We start from the raw sequence: 22,592 nt of genomic DNA, 5'->3' as shown, positions 1-22,592 counted from the left end.
GAGACAACACCCATGAACAAGCACCGAATGAACCGCCGCACGGCCGCTGGCGTCGCACTGGCACTGCTGGGGGCCGCGGCGGCGCTGCCCGCCGCCGCGCAGGGCGCCTTCCCTGACAAACCCGTCAAGCTGGTGGTGCCGTTTCCGCCGGGCGGCACGTCGGACATCAGTGGCCGCGTGCTGGCCGACGCCTTGTCCAAGGAACTGGGCCAGCCGGTGATCGTGGAGAACAAGGCGGGCGCGGGCGGCTCGGTGGGCGCGCGCTTCGTGGCCGAATCCAAGGCCGACGGCTACACGCTGCTGCTGGGCACCACCAGCACCAACGGCACGAATTCGGCGGTGTACAAGAACCTGAGCTTCGATGCGCTCAAGAGCTTCACGCCCATCACCCGCATCCTGTCGGTGCCGGGGGTGCTGGCCATCAACAAGAGCTTCCCCGCCAAGAACTATGCGGAGTTCGCCAAGCTCGTGGGCCAGTCGCCCGGCAAGTATTCGTATGCCTCCTCGGGCAACGGCGGCGCCACCCACATGGCGATGGAGTACTACAAGTCGCTCAGCGGCCTGCGCGTGGTGCATGTTCCCTACCGGGGCACGGGCCCGGCGCTCAATGATGTGATCGGCGGCCAGGTCGAGATGATCTACGACACGCTCGCATCGTCCATGCCGCATATCAAGGCCGGCAACCTGGTGCCCATGGCCCTGGCCACGCCCCGGCGCCTGAAGGAATTGCCCGAGGTGCCCACCTTCGCGGAGCTGGGCCTCAAGAGCGCCAACGAAGGCTTCTGGAACGGCGTGCTGGCGCCCGCCGGCCTGCCCGCCGATGTGCTGGAGAAGCTGCACGGCGCCATCGTGCGTGCGCTGCGCACGCCGATGGTGCAGGAGAAGTTCGCCGCCGCCGGTGCCATCACGGTCGAGGACACGCCCGCGGCCTTCGCCAAGATCATTGCCGACGACATCGTGAAGTGGAAGAAGGTGGCCGAGACCAGCCACATCACGGCGGACTGACCGTCTGGCCGTCTGACTGACCGGGCCGCTGACGTGGGGGCGCACCGCGCCCTCGCGCCCCTGCATGGCCGCATTGCCCATTGGCGTCGGGCGGCGCGCCATGGGGCCGCTATAACCCCTGCATGACTCTTTCCTGGATCGCCTGGGCGTGGATACCGCTGACGCTGTGGGCCGCATTGGCACAGACCGCGCGCAACGCGGCGCAGCGCTCGCTCACCGCCGGGCTGGGCACGCTGGCGGCCACGCTGGTGCGCTTTCTGTACGGCCTGCCGCTGGCCACGGCCTGGGTGGCGGGGCTGACCTGGGCAGGGGCGGGCGGCATTCCTCAGTTCAACGGGATGTATGCCGCGTGGCTTGCCATGGGCGCGCTCACGCAGGTGGGGGCCACGGCCTTCCTGCTGCTGGCGATGAAGGAGCGCAACTTCGTGCTCGCCGTGGCGTATTCCAAGACCGAGGTGCTGCAGGTGGCCCTGTTCTCGGCCGTGCTGCTGCACGAACTGCCGGGCCCGCTGGCGCTGGGCGCCATGGCGGCGGCCACGGTGGGCGTGGTGCTGCTGTCGCTGCCGCCGGGCGGCTGGCGCGCGCTGCGCGCGGGGCCAGGGGCCGTGGACGGCCAGGGCAGCGGCCGGCTCGTGGTCTACGGGCTGGCATCGGGCGCCTGCTTCGCGCTGGCCAGCGTGGGATTTCGCGGTGCGTCGCTGGCGCTGGCAGAGGCCAATGCGGGCGTGGCGCCCTGGGTGGCCGGTGCCTGGGGCGTGTTCTGGGCGCAGCTGCTGCAGTCGGTGGTGCTGGGCGGCTGGCTGCTGGCACGCCAGCCCGGCGTGGCGGGCGCCATCGCGCGGGCCTGGCGCATGTCGGTGGTGGCGGGATCGATGGGCGCGGTCGCGTCCATCGCGTGGTTCACGGCCTACGCCATGCGGCCCGCGTCCGACGTGCGCACGCTGGGCCTGGTGGAGGTGCTTTTCAGCTACCTCGTCTCGCGCCGCGTGTTCCGCGAGAGCCTGACGCGCACCGAGGGCGTGGGGCTGGCGCTGGTGGTGGCGGGGCTCGTGGGGGTCTGCGCGCAGTGGTAGCGGTCGCAGCCGCAGCAGCGCCGCCCGGGGCGGCTTGAACGCGGCCGCCGCGCGCTGCACTCTTCGGGCCGGGCGATGAATCCAAAGCGCCCGCTGTGGCGTATTCACCCACAGAAGATCCCATTGCACCGTGAACAGAGACCAATCCCAGAGAATGGGCGCATGAGCACCCTCCACACAGACCGTGAACTGATGGACCTCCTCGACCGCATCGCCGCGCAGGACGACACCGCGCTGAAAAGCCTGTACGAGAGCACCTCGTCGCGGCTTTTTGGCCTGGCGCTGCGCGTGGTGCGCAACCGTGATGCGGCCGAGGACGTGCTGCAGGAGTCGTTCCTGACCATCTGGCGGTCGGCCGCCAGCTACCGTGCATCGCTCAGCCCGCCCATGGCGTGGCTGGGGCTCATCGTGCGCAGCCGCGCGCTCGATGCGCTGCGCAAGCGCACCAGCGACCGCGCGGACCTCATGAACGAACTGGACGATGCCCTGGCGGAAACGCTGCCGGGCGAGGGCGCCAACCCCATGGACGCCACCGAGGCGAGCGAGCAGGCCTTCGCGTTGCACCAATGCCTGGGCAAGCTGGAGACGCGGCAGCGCGAGGTGGTGAGCCTGGCCTACCTGCGCGACCTGAGCCACGGCGAGCTGGCCGAGCAGCTCAAGCTGCCGCTGGGCACCGTCAAGACCTGGATCCGGCGCGGGCTGGAACAGCTGCGCGCCTGCATGGCACGCTATGCCTGAGCCAGGAACCTCCCCATGAACCTTTCCCGACACCCCGAACTGCTGGACCGCCTGGCGGCCAGCTATGCGCTGGGCACGCTGCGGGGCGGCGCGCGCCGCCGCTTCGAAACCCTGGCCCGCGAGCAGGCCCCCGTGCGGGCTGCCGCGCTGGTGTGGCAAGGCCGCTGGTCCGGCCTGACCGAACTGCAGGAACTGGCCGAGCCGTCCTCGCATGTCTGGACCCGCATCCACAACCTGGTCGAGGCGGACAAGGCCGCGCGGGCCCTGCAGGCCGCCCATCGGCCCGCGGACCGGGTGCCGGGCGGCGGCTGGTGGCACAGCCTCTTGGTGTGGCGCGGCGCGGCCGCCGCCGGCGCGCTGGCCACCGTGGCGGCGGTGGCGATCGGCGTGCAGGTGCACGGCGCGCTCAAGGCCACGTCGGGCCGGCAGATTGCCACGCTGCAGCAGCAACTGCAGGCCGCGCCGCAGATCCAGTACGTGGCCGTGCTGTCCGACGACAAGGAGGCCGCGTCGATGCTGGTCACCTTCGACCCCAGGAACAACCAGCTGGTGCTGCAGCGCGTGGGCGGCTTCCAGGAAGGGGCCGACAAGTCGCTGCAGCTGTGGGCGCTGCCGCCCTCGGGCGGGCCGCGTTCGCTGGGGGTGCTGGGGCAGGACAGGCTGCTCACCCTGGTGGCGGGCGAGGCCGATGTGAAGCAGGTGCCAGCCCTGGCGATCAGCCTGGAGCCCAAGGGTGGCGTGCCCAGCGCGACCGGACCTACCGGGCCGGTGCTGTTCAAGGGCGCGCTGATCGAGCGCATGCTGTAAGGGGCGCCGGGGTGGAGGGCTGGCGCAGGCGCCCGTCAAAAAAAATTTATCTGTCGTTTTTGAATCCACCGGGTGCCGGGGTTCGTAAGTTGGGAGCAACATCCACTTACAACCGCGACACCGCCCTTTGGGAGAGATCACGATGGAATACAGGCTTCACTGCACGCTGCTCGCGGCACTGGCGATGGGCGCCGCCGGGCTGGCCCAGGCCGGGACGGGCAAGCTGCTGCTCACCGGCGGCGTCAGCAGCATCGGCGGGTCGGCCGGCGGCGGGCTCACGCCCTGGGCCGTGATCGGCACGAACGCCACGGCGGGCGAGACCGGCTTCAGCGGCTACGCCACGCGAGCGGCCACGCAGGACTACGGCCTCACGGGCTATGGCGTGGCGCTGGGCCTGCACGACCGGGTGGAGCTGTCGCTGGCCCGGCAGGATCTTGATGCCTCGCCTGCGCTGGCGCTCAACGGCATCGCGCCCTTTGGCGTGGCGCCCGGCCAGCACATCCGGATGGATGTGGTGGGCATCAAGGTGAAGGTGGCGGGCGATGCCGTGCTGGATGCCGACAGCCTCATGCCGCAGATCGCCGTGGGCCTGGAGCACAAGCGCACGCACGCGGGCTCCATCCGGTCGGTGCTCGACTTCCTCGGTACAAGAACCAGCGGCACCGATGTGTATGTGAGCGCCACCAAGCTGCTGCTGGCGCAGAGCCTGCTCGTCAACGGCACCCTGCGCTACACCAATGCCAACCAGAACGGCCTGCTGGGCTTTGGCTCGGCCGCGCCGGGCAGGAACAGCCGCAGCCTGCAGCCCGAGTTCTCGATGGCCTACCTGCTGAGCAAGAACCTGGCGGTCGGCGCCGAGTACCGCTTCAAGCCCAACAACCTGCAGGCGCTGGGGGCGGCGGCCGGCCTGGGCGCCGCGCTGCGCGAGGACGACTGGAAGGACATCTTCATCGCCTGGGCACCCACCAAGAACGTGTCGCTCACGCTGGCGTATGTGGACCTGGGGCGCATCGTGCCGGGCATCACCAACAACCGCCGCCAGACGGGCTACTACCTGTCGGCCCAGGTCGCTTTCTGAGCCCGCTTCGGAGACCCCCATGATGATCAAACGCAACACCTTCTCTGCCCTGGCCCTGGCCGCCGCCTGCCTGTGGGCTCCAGCTGCCCTGTCGCAGCCTGCCCCGGCCACCTCCCCGGCGGCGCCCGCGGGCCTGTACCAGGCGCTGGGCGAAAAGCCCGGCATCACCCGCCTCATGGACGACTTCGTGGACCGTGTCGTGAGAGACCCGCGCATCGGCGGCCACTTCAAGGAGGCGAAGCCCCAGGCCCTCAAGGAAAGCCTGACCGACCAGGTCTGCCAGCTCAGCGGGGGGCCTTGCAAATATGAAGGCGCTGACATGAAATCGGCCCATGCCGACATGGACATCCACAAGGGCCACTTCCATGCCCTCGTGGAGGTGCTGCAAAGCGCCATGGATGCCCAGGGCATACCCTTCGCCCAGCAAAACCGGTTGCTGGCCCTGCTCGCACCCATGCACCGGGACGTGATCACCATCCACTGACGCCATGATGAAAAATACTATTATTTTGATAGCTATCAGCGCTTTATGGGTAAGCGCTAGCGCCGGAAATGTTCAAATCCAGGTGCTGGACCGCGAGGGCCGGCCCGTGCCCGATGCGGTGGTGGTGGTGTACCCCGGCGCCACGGCCGGCACGCCCCCGAGCCTGCTGCAGGCCAGCCCCACCATCGAACAGGAGAAGATGCGCTTCGTGCCCGCCTTGACGGTGGTGGCCCCCGGCACCACCGTGCGCTTCACCAACCAGGACCGGTGGGACCACCATGTGCGCGGCAACCCCGCCACGGTCGCGGCCGCCGCGGCGCCGGGCGGCACCAACCCCGGCTTCGAGCTGCGCCTGGCGGGCAAGACCGATGGCAAGCCCTCCAACTTCGCCGACGTGAAGCTCGACACGCCCGGCGTGGTGCTGCTGGGCTGCCATCTGCACGGCTCCATGCGCGGCCATGTGTTCGTGACCGATTCGGCCTGGGCCCTCAAGACCGACGGCGACGGCATTGCCCGCTTTCCCGCCGTGCCCGAAGGTGCCGCCCAGGTCCGCGTATGGCATGCGGAGCAGCTGGTGGACCTGCCGCGCAAGGCCCTGAACGTGGCGCCCGGCCCGGTGCTCGACACCGTGCAGCTCAGCGTGGTGCCGCGCGTGCGCCGCGCCCCGCCCGCCGCGCCCCCGGGAGGCCCCATGGGTTCGTACAGCCAGGCGCCCGCGGGCGGCGCCCACCTGCACCCCGGCAGCTGACCCGCCACCACGGCGGGTGGTCCACCGGATGGCGGGCCAGCGGGCAGGCCGGCGCCCCGTGGGCCGTGCCGGCCCTTCGCTTCCTCAGCCCGGCAGCTTCAGGCCGCCCGGTCCCGAGGGAATGGTGTTGGCGCTGCTCTTGTTGCCCGCGGCCGGCGCGCCCACGTTGTCCACCTTCACGCTCCCGGCGGGGGCATTGAGGTACAGGTAGAGCGCCTGTGCATCCACATCGCTGAGCTGGCCCAGCGACTCGAACGGCATGACCTGGATGGGCGTGCCGTCCGGCCGTTTGCCGGTGCGCAGCATGGCTACGAAGCTCGCCGCCGTGGGGTAGCGCGCCAGGGCGCTGTCGGCGCCGGGGCGGATGTCGGCGGCAGCGGGCCAGTCGGGCGGTCCGCCCGGAATCTTGCCGCCCTCCAGCGTGGCGCCGTGGCAGCCGATGCACATGTTGGCCACGTACTGGCCGTTGGCCAGTGTCACGCCGGCTGGCACGGGGCGTGACGGAGCGAGCTGGTGGTCGATGCGCGCCGCCGCGTCGGGGATGGCGCCCAGGCCGTACAGCACCCAGGCGGGGCGGGGCAGCTCCACCACCGCCTGCGTGCCCTCCTGGGGCTTGAGCTGGCGCACATACGACACCAGGGCATTCAGGTCGTCGTTGGTGAAGCGGTTGTAGTCCTCGCTGGGCATCACCAGCACGGGGCGGCCGTTGGGCTTCACGCCATGGCGGATCACGCTGTTCCAGTCCTCGGGCTGGTAGCGCGCCACCACGCCGGCGGGCGTGATGTTGGGCCCGATGATGCGCGTGCCCTTGCCGTCGTTGACGAATTCGCGGCCCGTGCCCTGCGCGCCGTGGCAGTCGGTGCAGCCGCGCGATGCATACAGGTAGCGCCCGCGCTCGATGGTCTGCGCATCGGTGGTGTAGGCCACGGGCCGGGGCTTGATGTCGATGTAGCGGTTGCGCTTTTGCTCGGCCAGATACAGGCCGCTGGCCGCCGTGGCGGCAACGATGGCGCTCAGCAGCAGCGCGCCGCCGGCGGTCCATTTGATCCAGCGTTTCATGGGGGGTCCCTCTTCTTCGAATGAATGATTGGCGTGTCCAGGCGCCGGATTCTGAATTCGAAGAAGCGGTTTGTGCCACCCGCCGCCGCAAGGCGTGGCGGGGCCGGTGACATTTGTCACAAACGGCCCGCCGGTGTGGGGGGCCGCGAAGGTTCAGCGCTCGATGGTTTTGTTCCAGCGCGTGTTCCAGGCCGGGCGGTTGGCGTTCACGCTGTCCCAGTCCAGCGTCACGGCGTTCTTCATCCACTGGCTGATCTGCGCCACTTGCGCCGCGCCTTCGCCCACGGCCGGGGCCTTGGGGTTGGTGGGGATCTGCGCGCCGAACTGCAGCACGTTGGCCTGCGCCAGCGGGCTCAGCAGGAACTCGGCCAGCTTCTGCGCCAGCTCGGGCTCGCTGTTCCTGGCGATCACGCACTGGCCGGTCATCAGCACCACCGAGCCCTCCTTGGGCTGTGCGTATTCCACGGGAATGCCCTTGGACTTGAGCGCGGCCACGGCCGTGGGCGTGAGCGGGAACAGCGCGGCCTCGCCGGTCTGCACCATCTCGGAGATCTTGGCCGAGCTCGGGATGTATTCGAGCACATTGGGGCCGATGGTCTTGGCCCAGTTGTTGAAGCCCGGTTCCACGTTCTTGTCGTTGCCGCCCTGGATGCGGTTGAACATCAGGAAGCCGTGCAGCCCGAACGACGACGACGGCATGGACTGGAACACCACCTTGCCCTTGTACTTGGGGTCCGCAAAGTCCATCCACGAGGTGGGCGCAGCCCAGCCCTTTTCGGTGAACATCTTGGTGTTGTAGGCGATGCCGGTCATGCCCAGGCTCACGCCGCTGGCCAGGTCGTCCTTGAAGCGGGCGGCCGGGTATATGTCGTTCAGGTGCGGGTTGGGGCGCTGCTTCTCGCACAGGCCCATGCCCATGGCGCGCACCATGATGCCGTCATCTAGGAACATCACGTGCATCTGCGGCTTGTCCTTGTTGGCCTGGGCCTTGGCCAATATGTCCGAGGACGTGCCCGGCACCACCACGACCTTCACGCCGTGCAGCTTCTCGAATGCCGGGAACACGTACTGGGTGTACGCCTTCTCCATGGTGCCGCCGTTCATGCCGATGTACAGCGTCTTGGGGGTCTGTGCCACGGCTGCGCCGCTGGCGGCCAGGGCCGTGGCAGCGGCCGCAGCCAGCAGGCCGCGGCGCAGGGAAACGTTCGGGCGGAAAGCGAAGTTCATGGTGATTGCCTTTCGGGTGGGAGGGGGTGGGGAGAGGTCGGCGGGCTCAGTGGGCCTGCGCTGTGGTTGTTGTGGGCGTGGCGCCCGCGGCGGGCGCTGGCGGCGTGTCAAAGCGAGCCAGGGAAAACGCGTCGATCGGCGTGCTGGTGTGCCCGTCGCGCGCCAGTTCGGCCAGCACTTCGCCCACGGCGGGGCCGATCTGAAAGCCCGCGCCCGCAAAGCCGAAGCCGTGGATCAGGCCGGGCGTGGTGCGGCTCTTGCACAGCACGGGCTGGCGGTCGGGCAGGTAGCCCTCGGTGCCGCTCCAGGTGCGGATGAAGTGCGCGTGTTTCAGCGCGGGCAGCAGCTCGACCGCCTGCACGGTGAGCGACGCGATGGCACTGCGCTCCGAGCGCGCGCGGTCGCCGTCGAGCCAGAAGCCCGACCCGCCGCCCAGCACCAGGTTGCCGCGCGCCACCTGGCGGCAGTAGATGCCGCCGCCTTCCACGCCCAGGCTCCATTGCATGAAATAGGGCAGGGGCTCGGTGACCATCATCGCGGGGTGGCCGGAGCGCAGCGGCACCGGTTCGCCAAACTGCTCCGCCATCGCACCGGCCCAGGCACCCGCGCAGTTGAGCACCACCGGGGCACTGACCTCCAGTGCCGTGCCCGAGTGCAGCGTGAACAACTGCCGGCCGTCGTGTTCGATGCGTGTGAGCGGCGAGCGCTCGAAGATCTGCGCGCCGGCGCGTTGGGCTGCCAGCGCGAACGCGGGCGACACCAGGCGCGGGTTGGCCTGCCCATCGTCCACGCACAGCGAGCCGCCCACCGCCTTGCCGCCCAGCCAGGGGCACTGCGCCCGCAGGCGCTCGCCGCTGATCAGCTCGATGCCCAGGTCGAAGTCCCGGCTCAGGTGGGCGTAGTGCTCCAGCGCGGCCATGTCCGCCTCGCTGCGCGCGATCTTGAAGTGCCCGGTGCGCTGGTACTCGCCGTCGGTGCCGATGAGCGCGGGCAGCCGCGCCCAGATCTCGTGCGCGCGCTGCGCGAGCGGCAACTGGCTCAACGGCCGCCCCTGGCGGCGCACGCCGCCGTAGTTCACGCCGCTCGAGCGCGAGCCGCACAGGTCGCGCTCCAGCAGCACCACGTCCACGCCCTGGCGGCGCAGGGCCAGCGCGGCCGATGCACCCACGATGCCGCCGCCCACGATGGCGACGTCGGTCTTGATGGTTCGAGGCGTGCTGCTGCTCATGCGCTGGCTCCCGCGTCCGTGGCCTGCCGTGCCTGCAGGTGGATCGGTACCGGTTTGATCGGCGCCTGCCCGCGCAGCCGGCCCACCCGCTCCACGGGCTGGCCGGTGGCCTGCGCCAGGATCTCGGCCGCTGCCACGCCACAGCTGCGGCCCTGGCAGCGGCCCATGCCCACGCGGGTGAGCGCCTTCAGGCGGTTCATTTCATCGGCACCGGTCTCGCGCACGCAGGCGCGCAGATCGCCGGCCGTGATGTTCTCGCAGCGGCACACCACCAGCGCGTCGGGCGCGTGCGCGGCCCAGTCGGTGGGGAAGGGAAAGGCGCGTTCCAGCCCCTGGCGAAACCGCATCAGGCGGTGAAGCTGCCCCTGCAGCGCCTGCATGCGCGCCGCATCCACGGCCGTCCCGTGGTCCTGCAGCAGCGCCAGCGCGGCCAGCTCGCCGGCCCACTCGGCCGCGTCGGCGCCCAGGATGCCCGCGCCGTCGCCCGCCAGGTACACGCCTCGCACGCTGCTGCGGCCCGCGGCATCGCGCTCGGGTAGGTGGGCGCGGTGCATCGGTGCCCAGGCAAAGCGGCAGCCCAGCAGGTCGGCCAGCTGTGTTTCGGAGCGCAGCGCGTAGCCAAAACCCACGGCGTCGCAGCTGAGCGTGTGTTCGCGCCCGGCACCATCGGCCCACACCACGCCCGCCACGCGGCCGTCGCCCAGCACGCGCACGGGGCGGATGCCGCTGTGGATGGGCACGCCGTGCGCGCGCAGCCAGCCCACGTAGTAGACGCCCTTGGCGAACACCGCAGGCTGCGTGAGCATGGCGGGCACGGCGGCCAGCTGGTCGGCAAAGCGCGCGGTGTCGAGCACCGCAGCGACCATGGCGCCGGCCTTGGCGTACTGGTAGGCCACCAGGTACAGCAGCGGGCCCGTGCCCATCAGCACCACACGGCTGCCGATGGCGCAGCCCTGGAACTTGAGCGCCACCTGCGCGCCGCCCAGCGTGTAGACACCCGGCAGCGTCCAGCCCGGCACGGGCAGCACGCGGTCGGTGGCGCCGCTGGCCACGATGAGCTGGCCGTAGGGCACGGTGCGCGTGGTCTGCGTGGGGCCGTGCAACACATCCAGCAGGCCGCCCTGTGCGTTCCACACCAGGCTGTCGGGCTGGTAGTCGATCTGTGCGTGCAGGCCGTCCAGCGTGCCGTGCAATGCGGTGGCACGCGCGGCCTCGGTGCCGTACAGCGTGGCGGGGGTGCGCTTGAAGTGGGCAGGCGGGCGGCGGTAGATCTGCCCGCCGCCGCGCGCGGCTTCGTCGATCAGCACAGGGCACACGCCGTGGGCCGCCAGCGTCTGCGCGGCGCGGATGCCGGCCGGGCCCGCGCCCACGATCACGGGTTGCAAAGGGGGCGCCGCCGTCATGGCTGGCCTCCGCGCGCAAAAACCTCGGCATCCACGGGCTCGGTGCGCAGCGCCATGCCGGGTGTGACGAAGGTGCTGCAGGCGCGCAGGCGCTCGCCGCTGTCGGTCAGCACCCAGCAGTCCTGGCAGGCACCCATCAAACAGAAGCCCGCGCGCGGCTCGTGGCTGAACTCGTTGCGGCGCAGTTGCGCATGCTGCGTGAGGATGGCCGTCAGCACCGTATCGCCCTGAAGAGCGGTGGCGGATTGGCCGTTGATGGTGAAGTGCACGGGCGCACGGCTCTTCTCGGCCACGCGGTGCAGCAAGGCAGGGCTGGAACTCATGTTTTCGGTGCTCATCTACTTCCGGCCCACGAGGACGCGGTCCAGTCCATACACACGGTCCAGCAGCACCATGGCGCACGCCGTCACGGCCACCATCAGCGCCGACACGGCCGCCATCAGCGGGTCGATGGATTCGGTGGCGTACATGTACATGCGCACCGGCAGCGTCACCGTGCTGGGCGAGGTGACGAAGATCGACATGGTCACTTCGTCAAAGCTGTTGATGAAGGCCAGCATCCACCCGCCCGTCACGCCCGGCAAAATCATGGGCAGCGTGATGCGCGTGAACACCGTGGCCTGGCTGGCGCCCAGCGACAGGGCTGCGTGCTCCGCGCTGCGGTCGAACCCCACCAGCGCCGCCACCACCAGGCGCAGCGTGTACGGCGTGACGATGAGCGCGTGCGCCACCACCAGCCAGCCAAAGCTGCCCGTGCCGCCGATCAGCGCGAACAGGCGCAGCAGGGCCACGCCCAGCACCAGGTGCGGAATGATCAATGGCGACAAAAACAGGCCGTTGAGAAAGCCGCGCCCGGGAAAGTCGTAGCGCGTGATCGCAATGCCCGCGGGCACTGCCAGCACCGTGGCCAGCGTGGCCGACGCCAGGGCCAGCCACAGGCTGTTCCAGAACGACTGCATGAAGTCCGGGTGGTCGAACACCGCCTTGAACCAGCGCAGCGAGAACTCAGTGGTGGGCAGCGTCAGCGTGTTGTGCGGCGTGAAGGCGACGATGCACACCACCAGAAGCGGGGCCAGCATGAAGGAGATGACGAGCGCGTTGAACGCGAGGGCGATGGGGCCGTTTTTTTGCATGGATCAGGACTCCCGCCGGGCCGCCCCAAGGGAGGCCTGCGCCCCCTTGGGGGGCAGCGAATACACGAAGTGATGGAGCGTGGGGGTGGTCATACTTACCCGAGAGATTTCTTATAGCGGCCTTCAACCAGGCGGTTGTAGCTCAGCATCACCACCAGGTTGGCCACCAGCAAGGTCAGCGCAATGGCGGCGCCCAGCGGCCAGTTCAGCTCGTGCAGGTACTCGTCGTACACCACCGTGGCCACCATCTTCAGCCGCCGCCCGCCCAGCAGGCCGGGAATGGCGAACGAGCTGGCGGCCAGGCCGAACACGATCAGGCTGCCCGACAAGATGCCCGGCAGCACCTGCGGCAGCACGATGCGCCGCAGCGTGGTGAAGGGCGAGGCCCGCAGCGACAGCGCGGCGTTCTCCACGCCCGGGTCCAGCTTCTGCAGCGATGTCCACACGGGGATCACCATGAAGGGCAGCATCACGTGCACCAGCGCCACCACCACGGCGATCTCGGTGTAGAGCATCTTCACCGGGCCGATGCCGACCAGGCTGAAGGCAGCGTTCACCAGCCCCTCGGGGCCGAGCAGCATGCTCCAGCCAAAGGCCCGCACCACCACCGACACCAGCAAGGGCGCCAGCACCACCAGCAGCAGGATGGAGCGCCACGGGTTGCGCATGCGGCTGAGCACATAGGCCTCTGGCGCGCCGATGGCCACGCAGATCAGCGTGACCAGCCCGGCGATCCAGAACGTGCGCCAGAAGATCGCGTGGTAGTACGAATCGGCAAACACATGGCGGTAGTGCTCCAGCGTGAACTCGCCCGCCTTCACCCCCGTGGCCGGGTCGAACGCGTTGAAAGACAGCACCGCCGTGAGCGCCAGCGGCACCAGCAGCAGCACGGTGAACAGCAACAGCGCCGGCCCGGACAGCCACCAGGGCATGGCCTTCTTGCCCAGAAGTGGGTGGGGCGCCGCGGACAGGGGTGATGGAGTGGCTGTCATGGCCTGGCCTCTGCGGTGGCTTCATCGGCAGGCAGCAGGCGCATGCAGTGATCGGGCCAGTCCAGGCCCGTGCGTTCGCCTTCATCGAGAGCGCTGCGGCCGTCATTGGGTGCGAGCACCATCAGGTCGCCCATGGGGGTGCCCACGCGGTACAGCCACTGGCTGCCCAGAAAGAAGCGTTCGCGCACCTCGCCGCCGATGCGGCCCTGCACCGCAGGCACCAGCTGCAGTTTTTCGGGCCGCACGCTCAGCAGCACGGCCGCGCCGGGGCGAAACTGCGCGCCGTCCACCCGCACCTCGATGGGCCCCGCGCCCACGTGGGTGTGCGTGCCGGTCGCCGACGTCACCTTGCCGGGCACCAGGTTGGCCTTGCCCACGAAGGTGGAGATGAAGCGGGTGCGCGGGTGTTCGTACACGCGGTGCGGGTGGTCGATCTGCGTGGCGCGGCCGGCCTCCATCACCACCACGCGGTCGCTGATGGACATGGCCTCGCTCTGGTCGTGCGTGACCATCACCGTGGTGGTGCCCACCTTGCGCTGGATCTGGCGCAGCTCGAACTGCATCTCCTCGCGCAGCTTGGCGTCCAGGTTGGACAGGGGCTCGTCCAGCAGCAGCACGGGGGGCTCGATGACCAGTGCGCGCGCCAGGGCCACGCGCTGGCGCTGGCCGCCCGACAGTTCGCGCGGGTAGCGCGTGGCGTGCGCCTCCAGGTGCACGAGGCCCAGGGCCTGGGCCACGCGGTCCTTGCGCTCGGCCTTGGGCACCTTGCGCATCTCCAGGCCAAAGCTCACGTTGTCGGCCACCGTCATGTGCGGAAAAAGCGCATAGCTCTGGAACACGATGCCCAGCCCGCGCGTGTTGGCCTTGGCGTGGGTGATGTCGCGCCCGTCCAGCTGGATGCGGCCGCTGCTGACCGCCTCGAAGCCCGCCACCATCTGCAAGGTAGTGGTCTTGCCGCAGCCCGAGGGGCCGAGCAGGGAGACGAATTCGCCTTTTTCCACCGTGAGGTTCATGGACTGCACCGCGCAGGTGCTGCCGTAGAACTTGGTCACATCGCTGAGCTTCAGGAAGGACATGGGGGCCTTTCTTCGGATTCCGGTTTCCTGCCATGCGCGTGCTCCGAGCGGCGCGCGCATGGATGTCTTTGTGCCGGGCTGCCTCTGCTGAACAAGGTGGCTTGCCACTGCTGCACCGCCGTGGTGCATGGGGCCGTTCAGGATGGAGAGCCTTGGCGTTTTCAGTTCACTCTATTGCAACAACCGAACCAGATCGCACCGGGTATTCCATTAATCAGAATTTTTCTTTAAATTATTCCGATAGTTGGAATGTGATAGATAGAATGAAGCCCATCTATTCCGCAGGAGCGATGCATGGAAGCAGCAACCGCAGGCACGGGCGGCGTACCCCGGGTCTTTGCCCTCATCCGCGCCCTGGTGGCCGTGCAGGCCGAGGGCGGCCGGGTCACCCAATTGGCGCATGCCATCGGTCTCACGCAGGGCACCACGCACCGTTTGCTGCAATCGCTGGTGGCAGAAGGCATGGTCGAGCAGGATGAGCGCAGCAAGCTCTACCGCCTCAGCATGGACTTCTTCGCGCTGGCGGCCCGCGCCGGCAACCCGGGCGACCTGCGCAGCCTGTGCCGCCCGGCGCTGCTGCGTCTGTGCGGCAGCCTGGGTGACAGCATCTTTTTGCTGGCGCGCAGCGGCTTCGACGCCATCTGCCTGGACCGCAGCGAGGGGCCCTTCCCGATCCGTTCGTTCACCGGCGACATCGGTGGCCGCGTGGCGCTGGGGGTGGGGCAGGGCGCGCTGGCCATCCTCGCGTTTCTGCCCGAGGCCGAGCGCGAAGAGGTCATCCGCTTCAACCTGTCGCGCGTGCGCGAGTACGGCGTGTACGACGAGGTGTATTTGCGCACCGAGATCGAGCGCGTGCGCCAGCAGGGCTACGCGGGCCGCAACACCGGCCTGCTCGAAGGCATGGCCGGTGTGGCCGTGCCCATCTGTGACCGCGAAGGCCGCGCCGTGGCGGCGCTGAGCGTGGGCACCATCGCCGACCGCCTGAACGCCGACCGCATGCCCACCGTGGTGGAGCTGCTCAAGCGCGAGGCGGCTGCCATCGGGCCCCGGATCAACCCCTTTGACGCCACCCTGCGCCGGCCTGCACAAAGCCTGGCGGGTTCGCCGCCAGCGCAGCGGGTGGTGCCCGGCGCGGACCGGGCGAGCGCATCCGACCCCCTGGGCTGAGGTGCTGGCCTGGCGGCGCGCGGCCCGTGCTCGGCAAGTCCCGGCCGCCATCCGCGTGGCCCGCAGAAAAATGCGCTGGACAGCGTGGTGGCAGTCCGCCCCGCTATAGTCCGCGCTCCCCCTGGCGGTTTGCGTGCCGGCGATGCACGCCGTGTTGACCGACCCGCCTCTTCAAGACAAGAAAAAAACGAACACCATGGGCCTGCAGCAGACCACCCCCGAATACCTCGACCAATGCCGCGCCGCGCAGCGGGCTGAGCAGGAGCAATCCCTGGCGGCCACCAACGACTGGGCGCATGTGGACAAGCCTCAAGTGCATGCCGACTTCGCTGCGTTCTACCAGGAGCTGGGACCGCTGATCGATGCGCACGCCCCTGAATCCGAGGCCATCCAGGCCCTGATGGAAAAGCACTTTTCCATCGTCGCGCGTTTTTACGTGCCATCGCGCGACGCTTATGTGGGCACCGTGCTGTTCTATGCCGACAATGCCGACATGAAGGCGTTTCACAATGCCTACCACCCGCGCATGGTGGAGTTCCTGGGCGACGCCGCGTTCGTCTACGCGCTGCAGAACCTGCAATAGCGCTCCCTGGAGGCCCATGCAACCCCATGCCACGCCGGCGCAGCCACCCGCGAGCGGCGCACTGGAACCCTTTGCTCCCGTGTGCGGCGCCCTGGCCGAAGCGCTGCGGGACGATGCGTTCTATCAGGCCGTCACCATCGACCACGCGGCCGACCCCGCCCTGCGGCACCGTGTGCTGGCCCACTACTTCGCGCTGGCCCTGGACGAGGCCCGCGCCGTGGGCGAGGTGCATGTGTCGGGCGCCGACGGCGCCGCCCTCTGGCTGACCCAGGAGGCCACGGCCAGCGCGCAGGCCCTGCACGGCGAGCGCCGCACCCAGGGGCTTTCCCGGCTGCTCGGGCCCGCAGGTTTCGCCAACTATGTGCGCATCGCCGCCGCCATGGAGGAGCAGGTGCCCGGCGACCTGCGGGGTGCGTGGTACCTGTCCATCCTGGGCGTGCGCCCTGCTGCGCAGGGCCAGGGGCTGGCGCAGGGACTGCTGCGGCTGACGCTGGCCCGCGCAGACCTGGCGCGCGCCCTCTGCTTTCTGGAAACCTTCAACCCGCTCAGCCTGCCGTTCTACCGGCGCCTGGGGTTCACGCGCACGGTGGAGTGCGTGGAACCGGTTTCTGGCCGCACTTACTGGCTGATGGTGCGCGAGGCCGCGCGGCGCCCCTGAAGGCGCGCAAGCCCAGGCACGCACGCACGCCACCGCCCGCGCGGCGGGTTTCTGAAAGGTGGGGTTTCATCCCAGTAGCAAAGCCACCACCAATCACTTAGTATGGTCCGCAGAGGGGTAGAGGCCAGCCAGGCCGCCGATCTGTCCTGACGTTTGCTGGGTGTGCTGGTGGGTGGAAATGAATCGATGAAGCGTGATGTTCGCCTGGCAGTGCTGCTGCTGACCGTTGTGTACCTCTCGGTGTCTGCCGCCACCGCCTGGCAGATGTGGTCGGCGCGGGAGCGCTCGCTGGCCGAAATCGACACCCAGAACCTCAACCTGGCGCAGACCCTCAACACCTACACCGAAGGCGTCATCACGCAAAGCGCCATGCTGCTGCTGGGCATCGTGGAGCGGCTGGAGGAAGAGGGCACCGGCCCCCAGCACATGCAGCGCCTGCAGCGGCTGATCGACCAGCAGGAACATTTGCTGACCCAGCTCAATGGCATCGTCATCTATGGCGCCACCGGCGACTGGCTCATGTCTTCGGCCGGGCGCTTGCCGGCCCAGGCCAACAGCACGGACAGGGCCTTCTTTGCCCACCACCGCGACAGCGCGTCGCGCGAGCCCTTCATCGGGCCGGCCATCCGGAGCCGCTCCACCGGCGACTGGGTCATCACGATCAGCCAGCGCTTCGAGGACAAGGACAGGCGCTTTGGCGGCGTGGTGGTGGTGAGCCTGGGCATCAAGAGCTTTCTGGAGCTGTTCGGCAAGATCGACGTGGGCGACCAAGGCGCCATCGGGCTGTCGACCACGGGCGGGCAGATGCTCGTTCGCTATCCCTACCGCGAGCAGGACCTGGGCCGCGACTTCTCCAAATCGGCCAATTTCCAGCGCGTCTACTCCGGCGCCGTGTCCGGCACGGCCTCGTTCAAGTCCGGCATCGACGGAACGCAGCGGCTTTACGCCTTTCGCAAGAGCGACCGGTATCCCGTGGTCACCACCGTGGCGGTGGGCAAGGAAGAAGCCCTGTCCGGCTGGCGGCATCAGGCGCTGCTCACTGCGGCCGTCGTCGGTGCCTTGCTCCTGGGCATCGCGGTCATCGGCTGGCGGCTGCTGCTCGACATCCGCCGCCGGACCCGCGCCGAGGCCTCCCTCGTGGCTGCGCGCGAGGATCTGATGCGGGTGAACCAGAAGCTGGAGGCGCTGGCCGCGCAAGACCAGCTCACGGGCCTGGCCAATCGCCGCTGCTTCGACGAAACCCTGAACATGGAGTGCCGCCGCGCGAGCCGGCAGGGGACGCCGCTGTCCCTGCTGCTCATCGATATCGACTACTTCAAGGGTTTCAACGACACCTACGGCCATGTGGCGGGCGATGCCTGCCTGCAGGCGGTGTCGAAATGCCTGGTGCAGTACGCCAAACGCCCCGGTGACCTCGTGGCGCGCTACGGCGGGGAAGAACTGGCGATCATTCTTCCCGGCACGGATCTTCAGGGGGCGCGCATTGTGGCGGAGGTCGTGCGGGAGCGGATCGAGGCGCTGGCCATCGCGCACAGCGGCAGCTCGTGGGGCTGCGTCACGGTGAGCGTGGGAGCCGCCACGATGGCAGGGCCTTACGCGCAGGGGTGCGAGCGGCAACTGATCGAGGCGGCGGATGGCGGGCTGTACCGGGCCAAGGCGTCAGGGCGCAATCGGGTGGAAGCGCCGTGAAGACAGGGTTCTTTCCGGATCACAAGGTCCTGGCGTAGAACGGAATCAGCTGGCCCATCGCGGCTTCCACATACTGGGGCACCCAGTAGGTCTCGATGTGCGTGGCGCCTTCGATCTTGAACAGTTCCTTGTCCTTCGCGCCCGTGGCCTTGGCGAACGCATCTTCGGTCATGTACAAGCTGTCAGCCTTGCTGCCCGCGATCATCAGCAGCGGTTGCTGGATCAGTTCGATCTCCTCGGTGGCATCCCAGCGCATCAGGTCCATCAAGCTGCTCGTGGTGTATTTGAACGTGGAGCCCGGATGCGCATGGGTGCGCCAGTAGTATTCGTAGCCCTGCCGGTACATCTCGAATGGCAACGCCGCAATCTGCGCATCCGTCATGTCGGCATCGCCCGAATAGAGAACCTTGCCTCCCGCCTTCTCCTGGGCGCGCGCATCCGACGCGTCCTTCAAGCGCTTCTGGATCGTATCCAGCTGGGAGTCGGAAAACCCGTTGCGGCGGACCCGTCCGGAGTTGAACATGCTGAGCGTCGCCAGCGTCTTGAAGCGCTTGTCTGACTTCGCTGCCGACAGCGCATAGCCGCCGCCACCACAAATGCCGAGCAGTCCCAGGCGCGCCGCATCGACACCTGGATAGCGGGTGATGAAGTCGGCCGCACCGTGAATGTCCTCCGTGCGAAATTGCGGCTTGTCCGTGCTGCGTGGCTGGCCGCCGCTGCCGCCCTGATACGCCGCGTCCATCGCGATCGTGATGTAGCCCTGCTCCGCCAGGTGCTGGGCATACAGGCCGGCGACCTGCTCCTTCACGCCGCCGTTCGGGTGCGCCACGACGATCGCGGGGTATTTCTTCTTGGGATCGTGGTTCGCCGGGGTGTAGACGTTGGCGACGATGTCCAGGCCGTTGAGCTTGTACTTCACCGGGCGGATGTGGACCTTGCCCGGCTCGTTCTTCGTGATCGCGCCGGCATAGACCAGCGTGAAGGGATTCTTGCTGCCGCCACCAGCGGCGACAGCGGAGGTGGGTGTGGCCATGGCGGGAACACCGATGGCGGCGGCTGAGATGGCAAGGGCCGAGGTCCCAAGGAACTCGCGGCGCTTTTCGTTGACGGCTTCGTGTTTCATTCAAGCTCCAATCATTTTTGTGGTCTGCCTGCGCGGCATGGCGCGGCCGGGTACATCAGTCCAGCTTCTTGTGGGCCAGAAACTGCGACACCAGCTGCGCGATCTGCAGGTTGTTCAAGTCGGACATCAGGAAGTGCGTGTTGCCGCGCACTCCAATCTCCGGAAGGTGCACCAGCCGGGCGTCGCCGCCGTGCCTGTTGACGGCGTCGACCCACAGCCGGGCCATGGCCAGCCGCACGCGCCAGTTGTCCTGGCCGCGCTCCGGGGTGGGCTCGATCGGGAAGTTGTCGCCGTAGTAGATGGTGATCGGGAGCCGGGTGAGCTTCAGGAAGTCCGGCATCGGCACCGCCTCGGGCGACAGCGTCCCGGCCGCACTGGGCATGGCCTGGGGCAACTCGCCCCGCGGAAAGATGAAGCCGCTGCCCGGCTCGAAAGCGACGATCGCCTTGACGTTCGGGTTCTTGATTGCCGCCAGCCAGCCCGGGCCGCCGGCTTGCGAATGCGTGAACAGGATCGCCGGGCCGATTTTGGTGAACAGCGCCGACAGGGCGTCTGCTACCACGCCGGCGTCGTAGGGGCCGGTGTTGGGGGTGACCGAGCGGAAGAACTGCTCCAGCGTCTCCGGCTTGCGGTCGAACTGGACATTGCCGAAGTAGTTCGGCCACTTGCCCATCCGGAACTGGTCGAAGAACAGCTGGTCGTTGGGTGACGGCTCGATCGTTGCCGCGACCGTGCTGCTGCCGGCCCGGCCACGGCGCGGCTGGTCCACCACGTAGACCGGAAAGCCACGGCGCAGGAACAAGGTCTGAAAGCCCTCGCGCCCGTCCGCCGTGGTTTCCCAGCTGCGCGCGGACTGGAAGGCGCCATGCAGCATCACGATGGGCAATGCCTTCGGGTTCTGCGGCACCTGGTAGAAGGCATAGAGGTGGTCGCCGTGGAAACTCTGGCCCGAAGCGCCCGGCTTGTTGTTGTCGTAGTTTCCGGGGGTTTTCTGCACGGTCCCGCCGACGGCGAAGCTCCCCTGGGCCTGGATCACCAGCGGACCAGGGGCGTTGCCGGTGCCCTGGGGAGGAGGGGTTGCGCAGCCGGTGATGAGTGCCGGCAGGGCAAGGGCGGCGGCCCACAGGATTCGGTGGGTGTCCATGTTCAACCTTTCGATGCGGCGGCAACCGCCTGCGTGAGCGCGTCCTGGGCGCGATGGGCGGCATCTGGATCGCCCTGTTCTGCCAGCACCTGCACCAGTTGCCGCAGCTGCGTGGCACTCAGGCCCACGCGCAGGCTGGCCCGCAGGTGCGAGCGCAACTGGGCCTCCACGCCCGGCATGGCGGCGAGCGCGCCGACCGTGGCCAGTTCGCGGCTTTGCCAGTCGAGGTTGTCGCGCTCGAAGATGTCGCCGAACAAGTGGGCCTGCAGGAACTGGTTGATGACGGGCGCGAAGTCGAACAGCGGGCCCTGCACCGGCCCGCCGGAGATCGCGGTCTGGTTCGCCTTGCCGGCCGCCACCAGTTCATCGCCGGTGGCGATGCGGCGGCCGGGTTCGCGGCCCGGTGCGTCCTGGATGCCGCGCTGCCTGCGTTCCTGCACGACCTTCATCAGTTCGCCAAGCGCGTTGAGGCTCTTGGGGAACCCCGCATAGGCGTAAAGCTGCACCAGAACTTCCTTGGCCTCGCTGACCGTCATGCCCGCATCCAGCCCCTGGTTCAAGGCCGTGTTGAGCCGGGGCATGTTGCTGGCCGCCGCAAAGGACGCCATCAGGGGGATGGCCTGCTGCCTGGCCGACAGGACTTCGCTGGCGGGCTGTGCATGCGCCGCTGCCCGCGGGGGCACGATGTGCTGGCCGGCGTGTCCAGCCGGCATCGCGGCGGGAGCCGCCGCGGCCAGGCCCGCGCTGGCCAGGGCGGCCTCGTAGTCCTGATCGCTGACCTTGTCTTTCCAGGCCACCGAGGTGCCGTCTTCCTTTTCGGCGATGGCGACATGGGCCATGGGGCCGCCGGGGCCCGCGCCGTGCCAGTGGCGCACGTTGGCGGGGATGCCGACCACGTCGCCGGGGCGGATCCACTGGGCCGGTTGCCCCGCCTGCTGCACCAGGCCCAGGCCGGCCGTGACCACGAGCGTCTGTCCCAGGGGATGGGTGTGCCAGGCCGTGCGCGCCCGGGCCTCGAAACGCACCGTTGCGCCGCCGGCCTTTCCCGGCGGCAGCGCCTGAAACGGCGTGCTGATCTCGACGGTGCCCGTGAAGGTCTCCGGCGCCCCGGTCGCGGCGGGCGACGGCGCGGCCGTGCGGACGGCAACGGCGGGCGCGGCGCTTTCCGGTCCGGGCCGCTGCGCGCTCGCCACGGTGGCTGCGCCGCACAGGGCGAGGCAAAGCAGTGTCTTCATGCGCATGGCTCAGAGGTCGAGCTTGCGCCCGGCCATCCACTGGACGATGGCGGGATCGCGGTGGGAGAAGAAACTGCTGGTGCGGGTGTCGAGCGTGGCAATGCGCGCCATGTCCGCGGCATCGAGCTCGAAGTCGAGGATGGCGATGTTCTCCGCCATGCGTTCCCTGCGCACCGACTTGGCCAGGGTGGCGATGCCGCGCTGGGCCAGCCAGCGCAGCACGACCTGGCCCACGGATTTGCCGTGGCGCCTGCCGATGTCGGTGAGCACCTCGTTCTCGAACAGGTTGTTGCGCCCTTCCGCAAACGGTGCCCAGGCCTGGGCCTGCACGCCGATTTCCCGCATGAAGGCGGCGCTCTCGATCTGCTGCAGGAACGGGTTCACCTCCACCTGGTTGACGGCCGGTGCGATCTGGTTGAACGCCTGGATGTCCATCAGTCGGTCGGGGTGGAAATTGCTGACGCCGATGGCACGCAGCTTGCCCGCGCGGCAGGCTTCCTCCATTGCGCGCCAGGCGCCATGCACGTCGCCGAATGGCTGGTGGATGAGGTAGAGGTCCAGATAGTCCACCTGCAGGCGGCGCAGCGATGTGTCGATGGCCCGCTGTGTGCGCTCGTAGCCGGCGTCCTGAACCCAGAGCTTGGTCGTCACGAAAAGCTGGGCCCGCGCCACGCCGCTGGCCTTCAGGCCCTTGCCGACCGCTTCCTCGTTCAGGTAGGACGCCGCGGTGTCGATCAAGCGGTAGCCGGCCTGGATGGCGTCGATCACGCAGCGTTCGCATTCCTGCGCATCGGGAATCTGGAAGACACCGAAGCCCAGGACGGGCATCTGGACGCCATTGTTCAAGGTGAGGTGTTGCAAGGTGGGTTTCCGCGGGGGACGATGGGGCGAAGTCTAGGAACTGGACTCATATCCGGATAGTGGTAAATAGGTTGCTGGATT

At 68.7% G+C, this 22,592-nt stretch carries 23 protein-coding genes; 11 read left to right on the top strand and 12 right to left on the bottom strand.

All coding sequences use genetic code 11. The features are described from left to right. The first annotated feature begins 12 nt into the window (after positions 1–12). The 7 genes from AC07OD_RS04975 (at position 13) to AC07OD_RS04945 (ending at position 5,933) form a co-directional block, all read left to right on the top strand. Positions 13–1,005: a Bug family tripartite tricarboxylate transporter substrate binding protein gene (locus tag AC07OD_RS04975; protein ID WP_494595430.1), complete on the top strand. Its 993-nt coding sequence runs from the start codon at positions 13–15 to the stop codon at positions 1,003–1,005. A gap of 122 nt (positions 1,006–1,127) precedes the next feature. Then, complete coding sequence (locus tag AC07OD_RS04970; RefSeq protein ID WP_494595428.1) at positions 1,128–2,078, top strand: DMT family transporter; 951 nt, start codon at positions 1,128–1,130, stop codon at positions 2,076–2,078. Between the two features lie 162 nt (positions 2,079–2,240). Next, on the top strand, positions 2,241–2,816 hold the full coding sequence (locus AC07OD_RS04965) for a sigma-70 family RNA polymerase sigma factor (RefSeq protein WP_218340070.1): 576 nt from the start codon (positions 2,241–2,243) through the stop codon (positions 2,814–2,816). 15 nt (positions 2,817–2,831) lie between these two features. Continuing rightward, positions 2,832–3,623: an anti-sigma factor gene (locus AC07OD_RS04960; protein ID WP_218295642.1), complete on the top strand. Its 792-nt coding sequence runs from the start codon at positions 2,832–2,834 to the stop codon at positions 3,621–3,623. 142 nt (positions 3,624–3,765) lie between these two features. After that, entirely contained in the window at positions 3,766–4,701 is a 936-nt protein-coding gene (locus AC07OD_RS04955; RefSeq protein WP_494595426.1) for a DUF3034 family protein, read from the top strand. Between the two features lie 22 nt (positions 4,702–4,723). Then, complete coding sequence (locus tag AC07OD_RS04950) at positions 4,724–5,185, top strand: group I truncated hemoglobin (RefSeq protein WP_494595598.1); 462 nt, start codon at positions 4,724–4,726, stop codon at positions 5,183–5,185. 4 nt (positions 5,186–5,189) lie between these two features. Next, on the top strand, positions 5,190–5,933 hold the full coding sequence (locus AC07OD_RS04945; protein WP_369643029.1) for a cupredoxin domain-containing protein: 744 nt from the start codon (positions 5,190–5,192) through the stop codon (positions 5,931–5,933). Between the two features lie 84 nt (positions 5,934–6,017). Here the strand turns inward: AC07OD_RS04945 and AC07OD_RS04940 are convergent, their stop codons facing one another. The 8 genes from AC07OD_RS04940 to AC07OD_RS04905 all read right to left on the bottom strand — a co-directional run bounded on the left by AC07OD_RS04940 (position 6,018) and on the right by AC07OD_RS04905 (position 14,051). Continuing rightward, the gene (locus tag AC07OD_RS04940; RefSeq protein WP_369643028.1) at positions 6,018–6,992 is read right to left on the bottom strand and encodes a c-type cytochrome; all 975 of its coding nucleotides are present in this window, start codon (positions 6,990–6,992) and stop codon (positions 6,018–6,020) included. A 153-nt stretch (positions 6,993–7,145) separates the two neighbouring features. Further along, positions 7,146–8,219, bottom strand: a complete 1,074-nt coding sequence (locus AC07OD_RS04935; protein ID WP_218295638.1) for an ABC transporter substrate-binding protein — start codon at positions 8,217–8,219, stop codon at positions 7,146–7,148. Positions 8,220–8,265: 46 nt separating this feature from the next. Further along, positions 8,266–9,447, bottom strand: a complete 1,182-nt coding sequence (locus AC07OD_RS04930; RefSeq protein ID WP_369643027.1) for an NAD(P)/FAD-dependent oxidoreductase — start codon at positions 9,445–9,447, stop codon at positions 8,266–8,268. Next, positions 9,444–10,850: an FAD/NAD(P)-dependent oxidoreductase gene (locus tag AC07OD_RS04925; RefSeq protein ID WP_494595424.1), complete on the bottom strand. Its 1,407-nt coding sequence runs from the start codon at positions 10,848–10,850 to the stop codon at positions 9,444–9,446. The genes AC07OD_RS04930 and AC07OD_RS04925 overlap by 4 nt, the downstream gene beginning before the upstream one ends. After that, on the bottom strand, positions 10,847–11,173 hold the full coding sequence (locus AC07OD_RS04920) for a (2Fe-2S)-binding protein (protein WP_494595422.1): 327 nt from the start codon (positions 11,171–11,173) through the stop codon (positions 10,847–10,849). Before AC07OD_RS04920 ends, AC07OD_RS04925 begins: the two co-directional genes overlap by 4 nt. 15 nt (positions 11,174–11,188) lie before the next feature. Next, positions 11,189–11,983, bottom strand: a complete 795-nt coding sequence (locus AC07OD_RS04915; protein ID WP_494595420.1) for an ABC transporter permease — start codon at positions 11,981–11,983, stop codon at positions 11,189–11,191. A gap of 95 nt (positions 11,984–12,078) precedes the next feature. Then, positions 12,079–12,975, bottom strand: a complete 897-nt coding sequence (locus AC07OD_RS04910) for an ABC transporter permease (protein WP_494595418.1) — start codon at positions 12,973–12,975, stop codon at positions 12,079–12,081. Further along, positions 12,972–14,051: an ABC transporter ATP-binding protein gene (locus AC07OD_RS04905; protein ID WP_494595416.1), complete on the bottom strand. Its 1,080-nt coding sequence runs from the start codon at positions 14,049–14,051 to the stop codon at positions 12,972–12,974. The genes AC07OD_RS04910 and AC07OD_RS04905 overlap by 4 nt, the downstream gene beginning before the upstream one ends. A 294-nt stretch (positions 14,052–14,345) precedes the next feature. Between AC07OD_RS04905 and AC07OD_RS04900 the strand changes: the two genes are divergently transcribed. From AC07OD_RS04900 to AC07OD_RS04885, 4 genes are all read left to right on the top strand, one after another. Further along, on the top strand, positions 14,346–15,218 hold the full coding sequence (locus AC07OD_RS04900; RefSeq protein ID WP_494595414.1) for an IclR family transcriptional regulator: 873 nt from the start codon (positions 14,346–14,348) through the stop codon (positions 15,216–15,218). A 196-nt stretch (positions 15,219–15,414) separates the two neighbouring features. Then, on the top strand, positions 15,415–15,801 hold the full coding sequence (locus AC07OD_RS04895; protein ID WP_218295822.1) for a TipAS antibiotic-recognition domain-containing protein: 387 nt from the start codon (positions 15,415–15,417) through the stop codon (positions 15,799–15,801). Positions 15,802–15,817: 16 nt separating this feature from the next. Further along, a complete protein-coding gene (locus AC07OD_RS04890; protein WP_494595412.1) occupies positions 15,818–16,459 on the top strand; it encodes a GNAT family N-acetyltransferase in 642 nt (213 codons plus the stop codon). Positions 16,460–16,645: 186 nt separating this feature from the next. Continuing rightward, positions 16,646–18,148, top strand: a complete 1,503-nt coding sequence (locus AC07OD_RS04885) for a sensor domain-containing diguanylate cyclase (protein WP_494595411.1) — start codon at positions 16,646–16,648, stop codon at positions 18,146–18,148. A gap of 19 nt (positions 18,149–18,167) precedes the next feature. Here AC07OD_RS04885 and AC07OD_RS04880 read toward each other — a convergent pair whose 3' ends face one another. From AC07OD_RS04880 to AC07OD_RS04865, 4 genes are read right to left on the bottom strand one after another with little or no spacing between them, the layout of a single operon-like run. After that, positions 18,168–19,271 carry an alpha/beta hydrolase gene (locus AC07OD_RS04880; RefSeq protein ID WP_492807411.1) on the bottom strand — a complete coding sequence of 368 codons (1,104 nt, stop codon included), beginning with the start codon at positions 19,269–19,271 and terminating at the stop codon, positions 18,168–18,170. A gap of 55 nt (positions 19,272–19,326) precedes the next feature. Then, complete coding sequence (locus AC07OD_RS04875; protein WP_494595410.1) at positions 19,327–20,415, bottom strand: alpha/beta hydrolase; 1,089 nt, start codon at positions 20,413–20,415, stop codon at positions 19,327–19,329. Between the two features lie 2 nt (positions 20,416–20,417). Beyond that, the gene (locus AC07OD_RS04870) at positions 20,418–21,650 is read right to left on the bottom strand and encodes a (R)-mandelonitrile lyase (protein WP_218340083.1); all 1,233 of its coding nucleotides are present in this window, start codon (positions 21,648–21,650) and stop codon (positions 20,418–20,420) included. Between the two features lie 9 nt (positions 21,651–21,659). Continuing rightward, positions 21,660–22,511, bottom strand: coding sequence for an aldo/keto reductase (locus AC07OD_RS04865; RefSeq protein WP_255591097.1), 852 nt, complete (start codon positions 22,509–22,511; stop codon positions 21,660–21,662). Between the last annotated feature and the right edge of the window lie 81 nt (positions 22,512–22,592).

The sequence above is a fragment of the Acidovorax sp. GW821-FHT10E03 genome (assembly GCF_059415205.1).
The sequence above is the reverse complement of the archived record's forward strand: the minus strand, read 5'-3'. Positions and strand labels throughout refer to the sequence as shown.

Bases quoted from the DNA above. Each gene is read 5' to 3' on its own strand.
- AC07OD_RS04965 (WP_218340070.1), top strand. From the start codon at position 2,241: ATGAGCACCCTCCACACAGACCGTGAACTGATGGACCTCCTCGACCGC.
- AC07OD_RS04955 (WP_494595426.1), top strand. From the start codon at position 3,766: ATGGAATACAGGCTTCACTGCACGCTGCTCGCGGCACTGGCGATGGGC.
- AC07OD_RS04900 (WP_494595414.1), top strand. From the start codon at position 14,346: ATGGAAGCAGCAACCGCAGGCACGGGCGGCGTACCCCGGGTCTTTGCC.
- AC07OD_RS04875 (WP_494595410.1), bottom strand. From the start codon at position 20,415: ATGGACACCCACCGAATCCTGTGGGCCGCCGCCCTTGCCCTGCCGGCA.
- AC07OD_RS04895 (WP_218295822.1), top strand. From the start codon at position 15,415: ATGGGCCTGCAGCAGACCACCCCCGAATACCTCGACCAATGCCGCGCC.
- AC07OD_RS04885 (WP_494595411.1), top strand. From the start codon at position 16,646: ATGAAGCGTGATGTTCGCCTGGCAGTGCTGCTGCTGACCGTTGTGTAC.
- AC07OD_RS04925 (WP_494595424.1), bottom strand. From the start codon at position 10,850: ATGACGGCGGCGCCCCCTTTGCAACCCGTGATCGTGGGCGCGGGCCCG.
- AC07OD_RS04890 (WP_494595412.1), top strand. From the start codon at position 15,818: ATGCAACCCCATGCCACGCCGGCGCAGCCACCCGCGAGCGGCGCACTG.
- AC07OD_RS04935 (WP_218295638.1), bottom strand. From the start codon at position 8,219: ATGAACTTCGCTTTCCGCCCGAACGTTTCCCTGCGCCGCGGCCTGCTG.
- AC07OD_RS04915 (WP_494595420.1), bottom strand. From the start codon at position 11,983: ATGCAAAAAAACGGCCCCATCGCCCTCGCGTTCAACGCGCTCGTCATC.
- AC07OD_RS04920 (WP_494595422.1), bottom strand. From the start codon at position 11,173: ATGAGTTCCAGCCCTGCCTTGCTGCACCGCGTGGCCGAGAAGAGCCGT.
- AC07OD_RS04940 (WP_369643028.1), bottom strand. From the start codon at position 6,992: ATGAAACGCTGGATCAAATGGACCGCCGGCGGCGCGCTGCTGCTGAGC.
- AC07OD_RS04945 (WP_369643029.1), top strand. From the start codon at position 5,190: ATGATGAAAAATACTATTATTTTGATAGCTATCAGCGCTTTATGGGTA.
- AC07OD_RS04905 (WP_494595416.1), bottom strand. From the start codon at position 14,051: ATGTCCTTCCTGAAGCTCAGCGATGTGACCAAGTTCTACGGCAGCACC.
- AC07OD_RS04910 (WP_494595418.1), bottom strand. From the start codon at position 12,975: ATGACAGCCACTCCATCACCCCTGTCCGCGGCGCCCCACCCACTTCTG.
- AC07OD_RS04970 (WP_494595428.1), top strand. From the start codon at position 1,128: ATGACTCTTTCCTGGATCGCCTGGGCGTGGATACCGCTGACGCTGTGG.
- AC07OD_RS04930 (WP_369643027.1), bottom strand. From the start codon at position 9,447: ATGAGCAGCAGCACGCCTCGAACCATCAAGACCGACGTCGCCATCGTG.
- AC07OD_RS04870 (WP_218340083.1), bottom strand. From the start codon at position 21,650: ATGAAGACACTGCTTTGCCTCGCCCTGTGCGGCGCAGCCACCGTGGCG.
- AC07OD_RS04880 (WP_492807411.1), bottom strand. From the start codon at position 19,271: ATGAAACACGAAGCCGTCAACGAAAAGCGCCGCGAGTTCCTTGGGACC.
- AC07OD_RS04950 (WP_494595598.1), top strand. From the start codon at position 4,724: ATGATCAAACGCAACACCTTCTCTGCCCTGGCCCTGGCCGCCGCCTGC.
- AC07OD_RS04975 (WP_494595430.1), top strand. From the start codon at position 13: ATGAACAAGCACCGAATGAACCGCCGCACGGCCGCTGGCGTCGCACTG.
- AC07OD_RS04960 (WP_218295642.1), top strand. From the start codon at position 2,832: ATGAACCTTTCCCGACACCCCGAACTGCTGGACCGCCTGGCGGCCAGC.